At 54.7% G+C, this 17088-nt stretch carries 16 protein-coding genes; 5 read left to right on the top strand and 11 right to left on the bottom strand.

Annotated elements, in window-relative coordinates; translation table 11 throughout:
- Window positions 1–85 precede the first annotated feature (85 nt).
- Both sbcD and sbcC read left to right on the top strand, forming a co-directional pair.
- Window positions 86–1288 carry an exonuclease subunit SbcD gene (sbcD, locus tag AC1MKH_RS05360; protein ID WP_276222610.1) on the top strand — a complete coding sequence of 401 codons (1203 nt, stop codon included), beginning with the start codon at window positions 86–88 and terminating at the stop codon, window positions 1286–1288.
- Window positions 1285–4422 (top strand): exonuclease subunit SbcC, encoded by a 3138-nt coding sequence (sbcC, locus tag AC1MKH_RS05355; RefSeq protein ID WP_276222612.1) that lies wholly within the window; start codon window positions 1285–1287, stop codon window positions 4420–4422. The genes sbcD and sbcC overlap by 4 nt, the downstream gene beginning before the upstream one ends.
- A 160-nt stretch (window positions 4423–4582) precedes the next feature.
- Here sbcC and mak read toward each other — a convergent pair whose 3' ends face one another.
- On the bottom strand, window positions 4583–5485 hold the full coding sequence (mak, locus tag AC1MKH_RS05350; protein WP_276222615.1) for a fructokinase: 903 nt from the start codon (window positions 5483–5485) through the stop codon (window positions 4583–4585).
- Between the two features lie 98 nt (window positions 5486–5583).
- Here mak and rdgC point away from each other — a divergent pair, with 98 nt between their 5' ends.
- Window positions 5584–6498: a recombination-associated protein RdgC gene (gene rdgC / locus AC1MKH_RS05345; RefSeq protein WP_015965633.1), complete on the top strand. Its 915-nt coding sequence runs from the start codon at window positions 5584–5586 to the stop codon at window positions 6496–6498.
- Between the two features lie 42 nt (window positions 6499–6540).
- On the opposite strand, the gene ppnP is transcribed toward rdgC, so the two are convergent.
- The 5 genes from ppnP to AC1MKH_RS05320 form a co-directional block, all read right to left on the bottom strand.
- A complete protein-coding gene (gene ppnP / locus AC1MKH_RS05340; RefSeq protein ID WP_015965634.1) occupies window positions 6541–6825 on the bottom strand; it encodes a pyrimidine/purine nucleoside phosphorylase in 285 nt (94 codons plus the stop codon).
- Window positions 6826–6903: 78 nt separating this feature from the next.
- Window positions 6904–7581 (bottom strand): AroM family protein, encoded by a 678-nt coding sequence (locus tag AC1MKH_RS05335; RefSeq protein WP_149462168.1) that lies wholly within the window; start codon window positions 7579–7581, stop codon window positions 6904–6906.
- A gap of 249 nt (window positions 7582–7830) precedes the next feature.
- A complete protein-coding gene (locus tag AC1MKH_RS05330) occupies window positions 7831–8022 on the bottom strand; it encodes a YaiA family protein (RefSeq protein ID WP_015965636.1) in 192 nt (63 codons plus the stop codon).
- Between the two features lie 52 nt (window positions 8023–8074).
- The gene (gene aroL, locus AC1MKH_RS05325) at window positions 8075–8599 is read right to left on the bottom strand and encodes a shikimate kinase AroL (protein ID WP_276222619.1); all 525 of its coding nucleotides are present in this window, start codon (window positions 8597–8599) and stop codon (window positions 8075–8077) included.
- Between the two features lie 273 nt (window positions 8600–8872).
- Window positions 8873–9325 carry a YaiI/YqxD family protein gene (locus AC1MKH_RS05320; protein WP_231825154.1) on the bottom strand — a complete coding sequence of 151 codons (453 nt, stop codon included), beginning with the start codon at window positions 9323–9325 and terminating at the stop codon, window positions 8873–8875.
- A gap of 137 nt (window positions 9326–9462) precedes the next feature.
- Between AC1MKH_RS05320 and proC the strand changes: the two genes are divergently transcribed.
- Window positions 9463–10272 (top strand): pyrroline-5-carboxylate reductase, encoded by an 810-nt coding sequence (gene proC, locus AC1MKH_RS05315; RefSeq protein WP_015965639.1) that lies wholly within the window; start codon window positions 9463–9465, stop codon window positions 10270–10272.
- Window positions 10273–10337: 65 nt separating this feature from the next.
- Here proC and AC1MKH_RS05310 read toward each other — a convergent pair whose 3' ends face one another.
- Together AC1MKH_RS05310 and phoA are read right to left on the bottom strand one after the other, a co-directional pair.
- Complete coding sequence (locus tag AC1MKH_RS05310) at window positions 10338–10655, bottom strand: PsiF family protein (RefSeq protein WP_276222624.1); 318 nt, start codon at window positions 10653–10655, stop codon at window positions 10338–10340.
- Window positions 10656–10753: 98 nt separating this feature from the next.
- Window positions 10754–12181: an alkaline phosphatase gene (gene phoA, locus AC1MKH_RS05305; RefSeq protein ID WP_276222627.1), complete on the bottom strand. Its 1428-nt coding sequence runs from the start codon at window positions 12179–12181 to the stop codon at window positions 10754–10756.
- A 317-nt stretch (window positions 12182–12498) separates the two neighbouring features.
- Here phoA and AC1MKH_RS05300 point away from each other — a divergent pair, with 317 nt between their 5' ends.
- Window positions 12499–13806: an ABC transporter substrate-binding protein gene (locus AC1MKH_RS05300; RefSeq protein WP_276222629.1), complete on the top strand. Its 1308-nt coding sequence runs from the start codon at window positions 12499–12501 to the stop codon at window positions 13804–13806.
- Between the two features lie 24 nt (window positions 13807–13830).
- Here AC1MKH_RS05300 and idnR read toward each other — a convergent pair whose 3' ends face one another.
- From idnR to idnO, 3 genes are all read right to left on the bottom strand, one after another.
- Window positions 13831–14823 carry a DNA-binding transcriptional regulator IdnR gene (gene idnR, locus AC1MKH_RS05295; RefSeq protein WP_149462173.1) on the bottom strand — a complete coding sequence of 331 codons (993 nt, stop codon included), beginning with the start codon at window positions 14821–14823 and terminating at the stop codon, window positions 13831–13833.
- Between the two features lie 79 nt (window positions 14824–14902).
- Entirely contained in the window at window positions 14903–16192 is a 1290-nt protein-coding gene (locus AC1MKH_RS05290; protein WP_276222631.1) for an MFS transporter, read from the bottom strand.
- A gap of 46 nt (window positions 16193–16238) precedes the next feature.
- Complete coding sequence (idnO, locus tag AC1MKH_RS05285; RefSeq protein WP_276222633.1) at window positions 16239–17003, bottom strand: gluconate 5-dehydrogenase; 765 nt, start codon at window positions 17001–17003, stop codon at window positions 16239–16241.
- Window positions 17004–17088: the final 85 nt, after the last annotated feature.

Here is a 17088-nt window from a genome sequence, read left to right as displayed (position 1 = left end):
TATGACACTCGCGGAATACACCCGTCGATCCTGCTGCCGGGGAATGTATAATCCCGGCTATGCTTTTTTCCCCACAGGGACGACGATGCGAATTCTTCATACTTCAGACTGGCACTTAGGCCAGAATTTTTACAGTAAAAGCCGTGCCGCAGAACACGATGCATTTCTGAACTGGCTGCTGGAGACCGCGCAACGCGAACAGGTAGACGCCATTATTGTGGCAGGCGATATCTTTGATACCGGCTCGCCGCCAAGCTATGCGCGCGAACTCTACAACCGCTTTGTGGTGAATCTGCAACAAACCGGCTGTCATCTGGTGGTGCTTGCTGGCAATCATGACTCAGTCGCCACGCTGAATGAATCGCGCGATATTCTGTCGTTCCTGAATACTACGGTGATTGCCAGCGCCGGGCATGAACCTTTTATTCTGAATCGCCGCGACGGCACACCTGGCGCTGTTTTCTGCCCGGTGCCGTTTCTGCGCCCGCGCGATATCGTCGTCAGCCAGGCCGGGCTTTCCGGTGCGGAAAAACAGCAGCATTTACTGGAAACCATTACTGACTACTATCAGAAACAATACCAGCAGGCCTGTACGCTGCGCGGCGACCGCCCGCTGCCGGTTATCGCCAGCGGCCACCTGACCACCGTCGGTGCCAGCAAAAGTGATGCCGTGCGTGACATCTATATTGGCACACTGGATGCCTTTCCGGCGCAAAACTTCCCGCCCGCCGATTACATCGCCCTCGGACATATTCATCGCGCGCAGAAAATTGGTGGCAGCGAGCATATTCGCTACTGCGGCTCGCCTATCCCGCTCAGCTTCGATGAAACGGGGAAAAGTAAGAGCGTTAACCAGGTGACCTTTGTCGAGGGTAAGCTTCAGGACGTCACGCCACTCGATGTCCCGGCCACGCAACCGCTGGCGGTTATTAAGGGCGACTTTGACAGCATCAGCAGCCAGTTGGCGCAGTATCGCGATGCCCCGTCAGAGCCCCCGGTCTGGCTGGATATCGAAATCACCAGCGATGAGTATCTGCATGATATTCAGCGTAAAATTCAGGTCATCACCGATGATTTACCCGTTGATGTGCTGCTGGTCCGGCGCAGCCGCGAACAGCGTCAGCGCATTCTGGACAACAGCCTGCGTGAAACCCTGAGCGAACTGGAAGTTGAAGAGGTTTTCCAGCGTCGGCTGGCGCTGGAAACGTTGGAAGAACCCCAGCAGGCGCGCCTGAAGGCGTTGTTTGATCTCACCGTTCACTCGCTTGATGAGGAGCCGCAGCCATGAAAATCCTCAGCCTGCGCCTGAAGAACCTTAACTCGCTGAAAGGCGAGTGGAAAATCGATTTCACCGCCGAACCGTTTGCCAGCAACGGCCTGTTTGCCATCACCGGGCCGACAGGCGCGGGGAAAACCACCCTGCTGGACGCCATCTGTCTCGCGCTGTATCACGAAACGCCGCGCCTCAACACGGTATCGCAATCGCAAAACGATCTGATGACCCGCGACACCGCCGAGTGTCTGGCGGAAGTTGAGTTTGAAGTACAGGGCGTGGCCTATCGCGCATTCTGGAGCCAGAACCGCGCGCGCAATCAGCCGGACGGCAACCTACAGGCGCCGCGCGTTGAGCTGGCGCGTCGCGATGACGGCAAAATTCTGGCCGATAAAGTCAAAGATAAGCTCGAACTTATCGCGTCGTTGAGCGGCCTCGATTACGGGCGCTTCACCCGTTCGATGTTGCTGTCGCAGGGGCAGTTCGCCGCGTTCCTTAATGCGCGCCCCAAAGAACGCGCCGAGCTGCTGGAAGAACTCACCGGCACGGAAATTTATGGGCGAATTTCTGCACAAGTATTTGAAAAACATAAGCAGGCGCGGACCGAGCTGGAAAAGCTTCAGGCGCAATCCTCCGGAATGGTGCTGCTAAGTGAAGAGCAGCAACAGTCACTGCTGGGAAGTTTGCAGGCGCTTACTCTCGAAGAGAAAGCCGCACTGGAGCAGCAGATAATCGCCCAACATCAGCAGCAGTGGTTGCTGCGCCAGAGTGAACTGACCCGCGAAACGCATACCGCCCGGGAAGCGCTCACCGCCGCAGAACAGGCCCTGGCAGCTGCGCAGCCCCAGCTGGAAACGTTACGCCGCGCCCAACCGGCGGAGCTGCTGCGCCCGCGCTGGGCGCACCTTCAGGAGCAGGCAATCACGCTTGCCAGAACCCAGCAGCAAACGCTGCAAGTAAATACTCGCTTACATGAAGCAACCACGCACCGTAACCGTATCCGCACCACGGCAGTTGAACAGATGCGCGGGTTGCAGCAAACGCAAACTCAGCTTAACCAGTGGCTTGAGGAGCACGATCGTTTCAAACACTGGGGCAGTGAACTCACCGGCTGGCGCGCTGCGTTTGCGTTACAGGCGCGTGAAAACACGCAGTTGCAGAACAACCAGCAGCGCCTGAGTACGCTGGAAAAACAGCTAGCCCAGTTACCGGCCTCCACGCTGACGCTGAATCTGGCCGAAGCCACCAACGCCATTAACGCGCACAGCGCCGCGCGCCCGTTGCGCCAACAGCTCACCACGCTGCATGCACGGTTCCTGCCGCTGCAAAAGCGGCGTCAGCAGTTGATAGAAGCACAGAGCAACCGTCGCCAGCAGCTGGAAAAACTGACCACTGAGCTGACCGATCGCCGCCAGCGTTACAAAGAGCAAAACCAGCAACTGAACGACGTCCGCGCGCTGTGCGAGATGGAAGCAACCATTGTGAGTCTGCAAGCCGAACGCGCCAGGCTGCAACCCGGTTGCGCCTGCCCGCTGTGCGGTGCCACCGAGCATCCGGCGATTGCGGAATACCAGGCGTTGACGCCAGGCGTGAATCAGGCGCGTCGCGATGTACTGGAGCGCGACGTCAAACGGCTGGCGGAAGAAGGTGCAACCCTGCGCGGCCAGCAGGATGCCCTGCAAAAACAACAGCAGGTTGAAGAAAGCGAGCTGGAGTCTCTTTCTCAGCAGGAGCAAGCGCTTACCTCTCAATGGCAGGAGGTGACGGCCGCGTTAGGCGTGACGCTACGCGCCGAGGAAGCGATTAGCGAGTGGCTTGCCGCACAGGAAGAGTACGAACAGCAGCTTTATCAGCACAGTCAGCGGCTGAATTTGCAACAGCAGGTAACCGACCTCCAGCAGCAGATTGCGCAGGCACAGAACGAACTCACCCAGCGCCGCGAGGCGTTGCAGGCTCAACTGGCGACGCTTTCGCTCACCGCACCGCTTGCCGGGGAAGAGAACGCCTGGCTGGCGGCGCGCGAAGAGGAAAACCGGCTCTGGCAAAGCCAGCAGACACAGCACGGTGAAACGCAGCATAAACTCGCCCAGCTTCAGCCGTTGCTGGACACGCTGCCTGCGTGTGAAATCGAAGAGACAACGCCTGTTTCGCTGGAAGGATGGCAGCAGATCCACAACGATTGCATCTCGCTCGCCAGCCAGTGGCAAACCTTGTCGCAGCAGGAAGCGCTGGAAAAAGAGCGTCTGGATCAGGCCGAGCGCGAGTTCGACCAGGCGTTGGCGGAATCACAATTCAGTGACCGCGCGGCGTTTCAGGCCGCATTGCTGGAACAGCCTGAGCGCGAGCGCCTGGAGCAACTTAAACAGTCGCTGGAGAGCAAGCTTCAGCAGTGCCGCACGCTGCATACTCAGGCACAAGATGCGCTGCAACGTCATCAGGCCCAACGCCCGGCAACGCTTAGCGATGATGTCTCACTTGAACAGGTGCAAACCCAACTGGCGCTGATGGCCCAGCAGTTGCGGGAAAACAGCGCGCGTCAGGGAGAACTTCGCCAGCAGTTGAAACAGGATGAAGAGAATCGCCGCCAGCAACAAAACCTGCTGCTGGAGATTGAAAAAACCAGCGCGCAGGTAGAAGACTGGGCGCACCTGAATGCGTTGATTGGCTCCAAAGAGGGCGATAAATTCCGCAAATTTGCCCAGGGGCTGACGCTGGATAACCTGGTGTGGCTGGCGAATGACCAGCTTAGCCGCCTGCACGGGCGCTATCTGCTGCAACGTAAAGCCAGCGAAGCGCTGGAACTGGAAGTGGTCGATACCTGGCAGGCGGACGCGGTACGCGACACGCGAACCCTATCCGGCGGCGAAAGTTTCCTCGTCAGCCTGGCGCTGGCGCTGGCACTTTCTGACCTGGTAAGCCACAAAACGCGCATCGATTCGCTGTTCCTTGACGAAGGCTTTGGCACGCTGGACAGCGAAACCCTCGACACGGCGCTGGACGCACTGGATGCGCTCAACGCCAGCGGCAAAATCATCGGCGTGATTAGCCACGTTGAGGCGATGAAAGAGCGCATTCCGGTGCAGATAAAAGTGAAGAAAATTAACGGGCTCGGGTATAGCAGGCTGGATAAGGTGTTTGCGGTGGAGTGAAATGGAAATGTGGGGAAATGTGCGCGCTGATGCCCTCACCCCGGCCCTCTCCCACAGGGAGAGGGAGAACACCACATCGCGCACAATCGGTCCCCTCTCCCTTGAGGGAGAGGGCCAGGGTGAGGGGGAAATAGCCGCACAATGCCCCCGAACGCGTCCCCTACAACGGCCACAACCACGCCGCGCCGCGCACGCCGCTGGAATCACCGTGCACCGCTTTGCGAATCGGCGTTTCGCACTCGCGGCCAAACACCCACGGTTTCACTAACTCCGGCACTGTTTTATACAGGCGATCAACGTTACTCATCCCGCCCCCCAGCACAATCACGTCCGGATCGAGAATATTCACCACGTTCGCCAGCGATTTCGCCAGACGCTGCTCATAACGGCTGAACGCCTGCTCCGCCAGCGCATCACCCTGTTCCACCAGTTGCATAATCTCGCGCCCTTTCAGCGGTTTACCACTAAGCCGATGATAATCCATCGCAAAGCCGGTGCCGGAAATAAAGGTCTCAATACAGCCCTGTTTCCCGCAGTAGCACGGCACTTCCGCACGATAGCGCAGCTCGTCGTCGTCCATCCACGGCAGCGAATTATGCCCCCACTCGCCCGCCGTGCCGTTACCGCCAATGTGCGAACGCCCGTTAATCGCCACGCCTGCCCCGCAACCGGTGCCAATAATCACCGCAAACACCGTTTGTGCCCCCGCCGCCGCGCCGTCAATGGCTTCGGACACCGCAAGGCAGTTGGCATCGTTCGCCAGACGCACTTCCCGGCTCAGACGCTCGCTGAGATCATTATCAAACGGCTGCCCGTTCAGCCACGTGGAGTTAGCGTTTTTCACCACCCCGGTGTAGGGCGAAATCGAGCCAGGAATACCTATTCCAACCGTTCCCGTTTGCCCGGTCGCCTCTTCGGCCATTGCCACCAAATGAGCAATGTTTTCAATCGTTTCACGATAGTCGCGCGGCGTCGGTAAGCGATGCCTGAACAGCTGCTCTCCCTTGTCGCTTAGCGCGATGACTTCCGTTTTTGTCCCGCCCAGATCAATCCCAATACGCACAGAACGCTCCTTCTGAAATTCCCCGATTAACAATGCAAGCATAGAGACAATTCGTTATCATGCCCGCTGAATTTAACGATAAAGCCGTGGGAAATATCATGCTGTGGTTCAAAAATTTAATGGTTTATCGTCTCAGCCGCGACATTTCTTTGCGCGCCGAAGAGATGGAAAAACAGCTCGCTGAATGGACTTTCACCCCGTGCGGAAGCCAGGATATGGCGAAAACCGGTTGGGTTCCGCCGATGGGCTCGTCGCAAAGCGACGCGTTGACCCACACGGCCAACGGTCAGATTATTATTTGCGCCCGTAAAGAAGAGAAGATCCTGCCGTCTCCGGTGGTGAAGCAGGCGCTGGAAGCGAAGATCCACAAGCTGGAAGCCGATCAGGGTCGTAAGCTGAAAAAAACCGAGAAAGATTCGCTGAAAGACGAAGTGCTGCACTCTCTGCTGCCGCGCGCCTTCAGCCGCTTCAGCCAGACGATGATGTGGATCGACACCGTGAACGATCTGATTATGGTTGACTGCGCCAGCGCTAAAAAAGCGGAAGACACCCTCGCCCTGCTGCGTAAAAGCCTGGGTTCACTGCCGGTTGTCCCGCTGACGATGGAAAACCCAATCGAACTGACGCTGACCGAATGGGTGCGTTCCGGTTCGGCTGCGCAAAGCTTCCAGATCCTCGACGAAGCAGAACTGAAAGCGATCCTCGAAGATGGCGGCGTGATCCGCGCGAAGAAACAGGATCTGGTTTGTGATGAAATTGCGGTGCATATCGAAGCCGGTAAGCTGGTGACCAAACTGGCGCTCGACTGGCAGCAACGCATTCAGTTTGTGATGTGCGACGATGGTTCAATTAAGCGTCTGAAGTTCAGCGATGAACTGCGTGACCAGAACGAAGATATCGACAGAGAAGACTACGCCGCGCGTTTTGACGCTGACTTTATCCTGATGACTGGGGAACTGGCTGCTCTGATTAAGAGCCTGGTTGAGGGGTTAGGCGGGGAAGCGCAGCGTTAATGCTTCACATCTCCTTCCTGCCGCAGCAGGAAGGAGACACACTTACAGATAACGACAAAGATAAGACGTCGGTTCCGCCACTTCCAGATGGAACTCGCTGTTGCCGGGCACGTTGAACACTTCACCAGCGGTATACACTTGCCACTCGGTTGCACCCGGTAGCAACACATTCAGCGCACCACTGACTACCGTCATCTCTTCCGGCTGCGCGGTGCCGAAGGTGTACTCGCCTTCCGCCATCACGCCGACGCTCGCGCGCCCGGTGCTGCTGCTGGTAAATCCAATCGATTTCACTTTTCCGTCGAAGTATTCATTGCTTTGAAGCATAAACAGGCCCTTATTGTCTTGTGTTTAATGACTCAATATAGGGTTGCGAACAGAAGCCTGTCACGCGAAATCAGAGTGTTAAACCAATAATTCTGCCGCCAGCCTGGCGACCAGCACATTTGACAGTAAAACAGGGACATCCAGCGCTTTTTGTAACAAATCACGGTGATGCTGATGGAAGCCTAGACAGTCCAGCACCAGTACATCCGCGCCCTGCTCGATGAGTTTTCCCCCGGCGGTCACCAGTTCAAGATCGGTGCCGTGAATCGGGTTTGCCAGTTCGTAATAGGGTTCAGAGGGCAGAACCTGCCACTTCTCCTGTTGCGCGCGAAGGATCTCCTCAATGGGCACGATCACGCCAACCTGATGGCCTTCAACAATAGACGCCACTAATGGCGGAATAATCCGCTGGGGCTCGATCAGCATCGCATTACGCGCCACCAGATGTTGCAGTTTAAAGGTATTCATCAACAGAATGACGTCATACTGTTGATTATCCAGCACTTCAATGATGGCTTGCAGGTCGCGTTCAATTTTAGAACGGGAGACTTCAGCCAGCTGATTATCGTTAAGCAACGCCAGGATTGTCTCCTCTCCCGGTTGCGCCCCATACTCCTTCATAACCTCCTCACGACTCAGATTCCCTAACAAACTCTTATGGGTAATCTGATCTTCCCTGATGTGCTCAGTGAGTAGTGGCAACACTTCTTTGACGGGTACAACCCCTACCGTCAGAATCGCCAACGTCGTATTCATGTTATGTACCTTCTTTACAACCACTGCCTGCACACGGCTCTTTTAACCACTTAGCCACCTGGATGGATGAAAAAACACCGTTCAGAAGCGTAGCAGCTCATTTATCAGGCGGAATGTAAAGGTTCCGGATGATTCCGGCACGCTCCTGATATAACTTAACTTTAACCTTTTAATAACAGTTGCGATAAGTAAAAAGTGTGATTAAGGCCCGATATAACCACTTTAATTATAGGGCCTTATTGCGAGGAGTTAGCTTTTGGAAGGGTCTTCATAGCGCTGTTTGGCGTCAAGCGCGTCCTGCTTCGTGGTGTGCTCGCTAATCAGCGTATCGGGTGTGGGGTGGTCTGCGCGTAATTGATACCAGGTGACCGTCTGGCCGGGCTGTCCTTTCTCAACAACTTCAATACGCGCTTCGCGTGGATACGGGGGGTTCGTTGGCATCCGCTCTTCCTTTTTTTGCTAGTCAGAGCGTTAAGTATAGGCAATAGCGGGATCAGGACGCGCGGGCAAGACGCAGTTCGGTCAGTATTTGAGCGACAACATCGTCCGGGCAGGCCGATGCATCAACAATATGGTGCGCCGTCTGACGATAGAGAGCATCGCGCTGTGCCAGGATATCCGCCACTTCTTCAGTGATCGGTTTCCCCGTTAACGTTGGGCGCTGCGATGCTTCCGGGAAGGCTTCAAGGCGGCCCGCCAGGACGGATACCGGCGCATTGAGGTAAATCACCACGCCATTCTGACGCATAAAGTCGCGATTCACTTCAGCCAGAATGATGCCCCCTCCCGTCGCCACGACCGTTCCCGGTTGGGTGACGGACTGCAGCGTTTGCGTCTCGCGGGCACGAAAACCGGCCCAGCCTTCTCGCACCACAATATCGGCGACTGTCATGCCGGCACGCTGTTGCAATACTTGATCGGTATCCACAAAGTGAAAATCACAGGCATGGGTAAGCCGTTGACCTATAGTTGTTTTTCCACAACCACGCGCGCCAATCAAAAAAATAGGCTGAGTCATGACCTGGCGTTCTCCCTGGAACGATGAAGATGCGGGACACATATCTGAATTAAGAATGATATCACCAAACTAGTACACAAGTAAGTGTAAATATAGAGTTACAGAACTATCCAGACTCTGTAAGACAAGCACAAATATGCCTGAAAACAGTACGTGTAAAAGCGTAAAGAAAAAGTGTCACATATTGTTTAGATAAATGTACACGAAAGCAGGCTTCGTTGACAAGCGAGCAGACGGTGCAAACGGTAACACATTTTTGTGACGAAATTCACATTAAGGATGTTTTGCCGCCAGCAGCCATTTATCCAGTTCCGCCGCAAACTGTTGTCTGTCGCGCTGGCTCAACGTGCTTGGGCCGCCGGTTTGCACGCCGCTTGCGCGCATGGTGTCCATAAAATCACGCATGGTTAAACGCTCGCGAATCGTCGCGTTACTGTAACGTTCGCCGCGCGGGTTTAACGCCGCCGCGCCCTTTTCCAGCACTTCTGCTGCCAGCGGAATATCGGCAGTGATCACCAGATCGCCCGGTTCACACAAGCGCACTATTTCGTTATCGGCAACGTCAAAACCTTTTGGCACCACCATCGCCCGAATAAAACGTGATGGGGGCACGCGCAGATACTGGTTTGCCACCAGCGTCACCTGCGTTTGTGTACGATCCGCCGCGCGAAACAGTACCTCTTTGATGACGTTCGGACAGGCGTCCGCATCAACCCAAATTGTCATTACCTCTCCTGAATTTGGCAAAACGGTACGTAATGATGACATGCCCGGCGCGTGCTGTCGCGTAATGTTCAGGTTACTCGTCGCGACAAATCGCCTATAAAGGTACACTAATAAAAAAACACACAATGGGAGACATCATGGACAAGAAGATTGGCTTCATCGGCTGCGGGAATATGGGTAAAGCAATTCTTGGCGGCCTGATTGCCAGCGGTCAGGTGCTGCCGGGCCAGATTTGGGTCTATACCCCATCGCCGGATAAAGTCGCCGCCCTGCACGATCAGTTCGGTATTAACGCAGCCGAAAGCGCGCAGGAAGTCGCCCAGGTGGCGGACATCGTCTTCGGTGCCGTGAAGCCAGGCATCATGATTAAAGTGCTGAGCGAAGTCGCTTCCAGCTTTAATAAAGATTCTTTGGTGGTCTCTATTGCCGCAGGCATCACGCTCGATCAGCTGGCGCGCGCGCTGGGCCACGATCGTAAAATCGTCCGTGCGATGCCAAATACGCCGTCGCTGGTGAACGCAGGAATGACCTCCGTTACGCCAAATGCGCTGGTCACACCGGAAGATACCGCCGATGTGCTGAATATTTTCCGCTGCTTTGGTGAAGCCGAAATTATCGCCGAGCAGATGATTCACCCGGTCGTCGGCGTCAGCGGTTCCGCACCGGCGTATGTGTTCATGTTTATCGAAGCGATGGCCGATGCGGCCGTTGTGGGCGGGATGCCGCGCGCGCAGGCCTATAAATTTGCCGCACAGGCGGTGATGGGTTCAGCGAAAATGGTGCTGGAGACGGGTAAACATCCGGGCGAACTGAAAGATATGGTTTGCTCGCCGGGCGGCACGACGATTGAAGCCGTTCGCGTACTGGAAGAAAAAGGATTCCGCTCTGCCGTCATCGAAGCCATGGCAGCCTGCATGGAAAAATCAGAGAAAATGAGTAAAGCCTGATCCTCTGAATAAAAACGCCCGGCTAAAATCTGCCGGGCGTATTTCTTGCCAAAAAGTCGATTGCGTTAAGCGGATTTTTTCAGACAGGCGCTCATAAATTTCTTACGGTCGTCGCCTTTTAATGACTGCTCGGTTGATTTCGCATTACATTCACGCATTTTCTGCTGCTGAGGCGTCACACCTTTCTCTTTCGCTGCATCCTGCCCTTTCAGGCACGCGCTCATGTAAGTTTTGCGCTCATCACCTTTGATCGTTTTCGCCGTTGCCTGCGCATTACAGTCGCGCATGCGCTGCTGCTGCGGCGTTAATGTTTGATCTGCCGCGCCTGCGGTAGAAACAAAACAGAGACCAAAAACAAAAGCACCCAGTATTGCGAGTTTCATTGCACCATCCTTATATAAGATAATCCTTACAATTCTGAACGCTGGCGGAAATAAAACAAGCCGACGGCGCTATTTAGCCGTCGGGAATACTGGAAATATTACAGACCAAGCGCGGACTTCATGGTGTAGTAAAGATCGGTCTGGTCGGTCAGGCCAACGACGTTCGCCGCATGTGGGCCGTACGCGGCAATGCGTACCTGAGTGCCGGTATGTTCCATAGATTCCTCTTCCGAGTTACCGTAGCTCATCACCATGACCGCGCCGTCTTTGGTGTTTAACGCCTGGGTCAGGCCTGGCGCTTTGGTATCCGTCGCAACAATCTGACTGGCGTGGGCGTGGTCAGCGGTGACAATCACCAGTGTGTTACCGTCTTTCTGTGCGAACGCCAGCGCTTTTTGTACGGCCTCGTCCAGATCGACCGTTTCACCAATTTGCCCGCACGGATTCGCCGCGTGATCCTGTTTGTCGATCGACGCGCCTTCCACTTGCAGGAAGAAACCTTTTTCGTTGCTACTCAGCAGCGTAATGGCCTTGTCAGTCATCTGCGCCAGCGTCGGCACGCTGTCGTCACGTTTCGGGTTCGGCGTACAGGTTACGACCGGTTTATCAATGTTGCCGTGATAGGATGCTTTTGGCCCTTCCCAGCGCACCGGCATGTTGCCGTCAGAGAACAGCCCCAGCAGCGGTTTGTCCTGATTCGCCACGGTAATGCTCGCCAGCCCGCTGGCATCGCTTATCAGCTGATAACCACGCGCCTGTGCCTGCTCGCGCAGAGTTTTTCCCTGCCATTCGCCAGCGGTAGCGGTCTCAGCAAAGGTTTTCGCGCCACCGCCTAAAGTGACGTCAGCACGCGCGTTCAGCAACTGCTCGGTAATGGAGCCTTTGCCGCCTTTTTCCAGCGCGTTAGTCGGGCATTTTTCCGTGGTCACGCTCGGGCCGTAGCATTTACGCGACGTCACGTGAGAAATCTGTGCTGCTGGAGTCGCGTCCTGCAATTCCGCGGTAGAGACGTTGCCGGTTGCAAGGCCCGCCGATTTTGCCAGCTCAAGCAGCGTTTGATGTGGCTGCTCATGGATGTCCACGCCCAGCGCGCCGTTATAGGTTTTCACGCCGGTGCTCCATGCGGTGGCAGAGGCGGCGGAATCAGTGACGTAGCCCGGTTTACCGGTTTTCTTATCCAGCGCGTAGTGGGTGTACTGGCCGGTCAGCGGCAGCGCATCAATGCCTTTAAAGAAGCCGCCCGCGCCCAGCGCGTAGTTGCGCGCAGCGGTAATTTCGGAATCCCCCATGCCATCGCCAATCAGCAAAATAATGTTTTTCGCCGGTTTATCAATAATCGACGCGCGCAGCGCCGCAGACTGGTCGCCACTCAGGCGACGTGCGCCACCGGGTGCGGTGATATCACCCTGCGCCGCACGACTATCAAGCGCGGGTGCAGTCGTGGTTTCTGCGTGAATAACAGGGGTTCCCAGCAAAGGTAATAAAGCGGCAAAGAGTGCGCTGTATTTCATTATTCTCATCTCCATGAAAACACTAAATAAATAAAATCGAAGCGACTGTATAAAAGTGAGATGACAGTGAGATGACACTATTTTTACATTTTTATCATGCTTGCGATTTCCAGGGACATGAGGAGAAAAACGTGAGCCGTGATGGAAAATGAAAGATATCTTTATCAACAATAAAATAAATCGTACCGCTTAGGCTGTCATCAAAACGAAATAAACATTCAGGATCACACTTTCTGGAAATAATCCTATGCGCGTCACACTTTCCCGCCTTTCACGCCCACTTGCCGCTATACGGTATCGCGCCGCACTATATAAAACGATGTTTTACTTTAATGCAGAACAGGAGTCTTATTATGCGATACCGTACCAAAGCACTGAGCCTGGCTATGTTATTTTCACTTTCACACACTGCCGTCGCGGAAGAACTTAACGTGTGGATTCGTGCCAGCAATGATTCGAAAGTCATTTATCAAAAACTGGCGGATAGTTTCGAACAACAGACCGGCATTTCAATTAAATATTTCAATGCAGTAACTGATTTCGACCAACGACTGGCGCGCGCGGCAACCGGAAATGCATTACCGGACGTCGTATTTAACGATGCCATTATTGTTGGGCAAATGGTGCAACTGGGAATAGTCGATGAAATCGACCCGAAAAAACTGAAACACGGCGCAGATGTTTACGAGGCGGCCTGGAAATCAACGCAGCTGCCCGATGGTAAATTTTACGGCGTCCCCACCTCAGCACATACCTATGCCCTGTTTATCCGCCAGGACTGGTTGGATAAACTCGGTATGAAAGCCCCGACCACCTGGGATGAGCTGAAAAAAGTCGCGCACGCGTTTACTTTCAACGACCCCGATGGCAACGGGAAAAACGACACCTACGGCTTTGTGATGCCGCTCGCCACCACGCGCGGCTACGCCAGTTCGTTCTCCTCTTCTTACCTCTGGCAGGCGGGCGGCAATTATCTGGTGGCGACTCAGCCCGGTAAATTTAAGGCCGCGCTCGACAGTAAAGAAGCCGTCACGGCGATGACATTTATGCGCAGCATGGTTTGTGAAGGCGTATCGCAACCGGGCGCAATCAATCAGACCACCGCCGACGCCAATACGTCCTATCGTTCCGGTCAGAGCGGAATGTACTCCTCTGGCCCGTATCACATCGCCCTGTTTGATAAAGATCCGGGCAAAGCGGCTTACACAGTAGTGCCCCCGCCAGCCGGGCCGGGTGGTACGACATCAATGGCGGAAGGTACCACCGCATTCCTGATGAAAACCAGCCAGCACAAAGCGGCAGCAATGAAGTTTCTCGAATTTATGATCTCACCCGAGGGGCAGGAAATTGGCATGGCGGTGCAAAGTAGCTCCATGCCGGTCGTCAGACTGCCGGTGAATAAGAAGCTGGCGATCGCGGATTATCATCCCGATCCGAAATGGGCAGTATTCGCGGAAACCTATGCGAAGGATGGACGCTATATGCCGCAAATTCCGAACTGGATCCCGGTGCGCCAGATAACGGCAGATGGATTTAACAAAATTTACGCCGACTGTAATAGCGATATTTCGGGATTATTGAAGGAGATTAACGGCAAGGTCAATGAGGAACTGAAGCGCCAGAATGCGTGGGCGGAATAGCGGTTTTACCGGCGGCGGAGGTTATCACAGCGTATCGCCGTAATAAATCTGATAGCCCACATTCACGCTTTCCGGCACATCTTTACCCGCCAGTCGTTTGAGCAGCAATTCGCTGGCCACCTGGCCAATCTCGAAGCGCGGCGTAACCACACTGGCGACTTTTTGCAGGCGCGCGCGCCCTATTTCCAGCCCATGGAAACCGGCGATCGCCAGCTCGCCCGGCACGCTGATATTCTGCGCCTGGCACTCCAGCAGCACGCCGACCGCCAGGTCATCATTGGTGCAGAATACCGCGTCAATATCCGGGCGCTGCTGGCGCATTTGCTGAAACATTTGACGCCCCAGTGAAACCGAAGAGATGGTTTTCGGCGCCAGGTGGTAGGGCTCCAGGCCGTGCGCCGCCAGCGCATTTTGCGTGCCGCGATATCGACTGAGATCGCGCGGGTCATCCATTGAGCCAAAGAAGGCGATCTGTCTCTTGCCGCTGTCGAGAAACGCGGTGGTCATCTCCCAGGCGGCTTTTTCATTATCAAAGCCGACCTGAATATCGAGCGGTTGCCCGGAAACGTCCATTAACTCCGCCACCGGAATACCGCTGGCGCGCAGGTACTGCACCATTCTGTCCGTATGCTGGCGGCCCGTGAGGATCAGCCCATCGATGTTGTACGAAAGCAGATTCAGCACTTCCCGCTCTTCACGACAGGGATCGTATTCGTAGTTGGCGATCAGCGTTTGGTATTGATGCGCAGAGGTCACGGACTCGATCCCCGCCAGCACATCGGCGAAGATCTGATTACGGAACGAAGGGATCAAAACGCCGATCGTTTTACTGCGCGCATTGAGCAAAATTTCCGGCGCGCGATTGGGAATGTAGTTGTTCTCTTCCATGATTTTCGAAATCAATTCACGGCTACGCGCAGACACCTGATTAGGGTCGCGCAGATAACGGCTGACCGTCATCTTATTTAGCCCCGCCAGGTTAGCGATATCCTGCAATGTCATCCGATTGTTTTTCATGAGATTCTCTGCGACAAAATGTCTGTTTTTGCTCGCAGAGAACCTTATCACAGCCGGGCGGGATCTGCATCCAGCCCGTTTAGCCAGCGGCTTTATTCGTTTGCAGCGCGCCGCGTGTCGTTTCGCCAGGCGCGCGCACGCAGTACATCAGTACCACTGACGCAAACAGCGCGGTCGCCATAAAGGTGTAAGACGCGCCAGGCCCGCCGGTGATGCCGTTGAGATAACCCACCAGCCACGCGCCGATAAAAGCGCCCAACGCGCCAAAGCTGTTGATTAACCCCATCGACACGCCCGAGACGTTGCGTGGCAGCAGTTCCGGTATCAACGCGAAGAACGGCCCGTAAGGTGCGTACATACAGGCTGCGGCAATTACCAGCAACGCATAGGAGAGCCAGAACGCCTGCGTGCCCAACATCCACGACCCGAAGAACGCGACGCCCGCAATCAGCAGCAAAGGCCAGATAAACAGCTTACGGTTTTGCAGTTTATCGGAGAGCCATGAAACCACCAGCATCAGGCAAATTGCCGCCAGATAAGGCACTGCGGCCAGCCAGCCAACGGAGACAATGTCCATTTGCGCCGCATTTTTCAGAATCGACGGCATCCACATCATGAAGCCGTAGACGCCGATACTCCACAGCGCGTGCACGGCGCACAGCATAATCACATTGCGGGAACGCATCGCTTCACCGTAGTTACGCACGGGCTTGATGGCGGTTTGTTCGCTGTCCATTGCCTGCTGGAGCGTCTGTTTTTCTTCCTCACTGAGCCAGGTGGCCTCTGACGGTTTATCGCGCACCAGCGCCCACCAGCAGAAAGCCCATAACACGGCGGGAATGCCTTCGATAATAAACATTTCACGCCAGCCCCAGGCCTGAATCAGATAGCCAGAGACAATCGACATCCACAGCACCGTCACCGGGTTGCCGAGAATCAGGAAAGTATTGGCGCGTGAACGCTCGCTTTTGGTAAACCAGTTGCTGATGTAGATAAGCATGGCGGGCATAACGGCCGCTTCGACAATACCCAGGGTAAAGCGAATCGCCATCAATGTAGGAATATTACTGACGAAGCCGGTAGCTGCCGCGCAGAACCCCCATAATATCAGGCTGAAAAATATCATTTTCCGCACGCTGCGTTTTACCGCATACATTGCGCCCGGCACCTGGAAAAAGAAATAACCGAGGAAGAACAGCGCGCCAATTAACGATGCGGTCCCTTTGGTGATCCCTAAATCATTTTCAATTCCGGCGGCGGCGGCAAAACCATAATTCGCGCGATCGAGATACGCCAGGCTGTAGGTAATAAAAATAATCGGCATTAAATACCACCAGCGGCGTACTGGCAGTTTGCTAAGTGTTTTCATACTCAATCCTCAGACGATGAGCATCATCTATCGTTATTTTATGTTGTTACACGGCGGCTAACATTCCGCCATCGACAAACAGAATATGACCATTCACAAAATTAGAGGCAGGCGCCGCGAGATAAACTGCCGCGCCAATCAGTTCCTCAGGTTTTCCCCAGCGGGCAGCGGGCGTACGCTGGTAGAGCCAGGCGGAAAAGGCTTCGTCGTTAACCAGCGTGGCGGTCATGTCGGTAGCAAAATATCCCGGCGCAATACCGTTAACCTGAATATTGTATTCCGCCAGCTCGACACACATTCCACGGGTTAACATTTTGACCGCACCTTTTGAGGCGGCGTAAGGCGTAATTGTTTTGCGACCTAATTCGCTTTGCATCGAGCAGATATTAATTATTTTCCCCTGTCGGCGCTGCATCATATATTTCGCCACCTGCTGGGAAACCAAAAACACGGATTTTTGGTTAACGTCGATCACTTTATCCCATTCGGCTTCCGGGAATTCAGTGAAGGGATAACGTCGCTGAATACCGGCGTTATTAATCAGAATATCAATTGCGCCCACCTCCTGTTCGATGTTGTCGATAGCTTTGGCGACCTCCTGCGCATGAGTGACATCAAAACCGTAACCCACTGCGCGGAATCCCTCAGCCGTCAGGGCATCCGCCGCCTGCGTGGCGCGTTGCTGGGTGATGTCATTAATCACCACCTCCGCGCCGTGTTCGGCCAGGCCGCGAGCCAGCAGCAAGCCAATCCCCTGCGCTGAACCGGTTACCAGCGCGCGTTTACCCGATAAATCAAACAAATTACCCATAAAAAAACCTCTTGCATATGAACTGTTACGCGTAACTGTATACGCGTAACAGTTGTTTTGAGAAGATCGCTTGTGGGGAAAATGA

Source organism: Pseudocitrobacter sp. CD920760 (genome assembly GCF_057782505.1).
The sequence above is the reverse complement of the archived record's forward strand: the minus strand, read 5'-3'. Positions and strand labels throughout refer to the sequence as shown.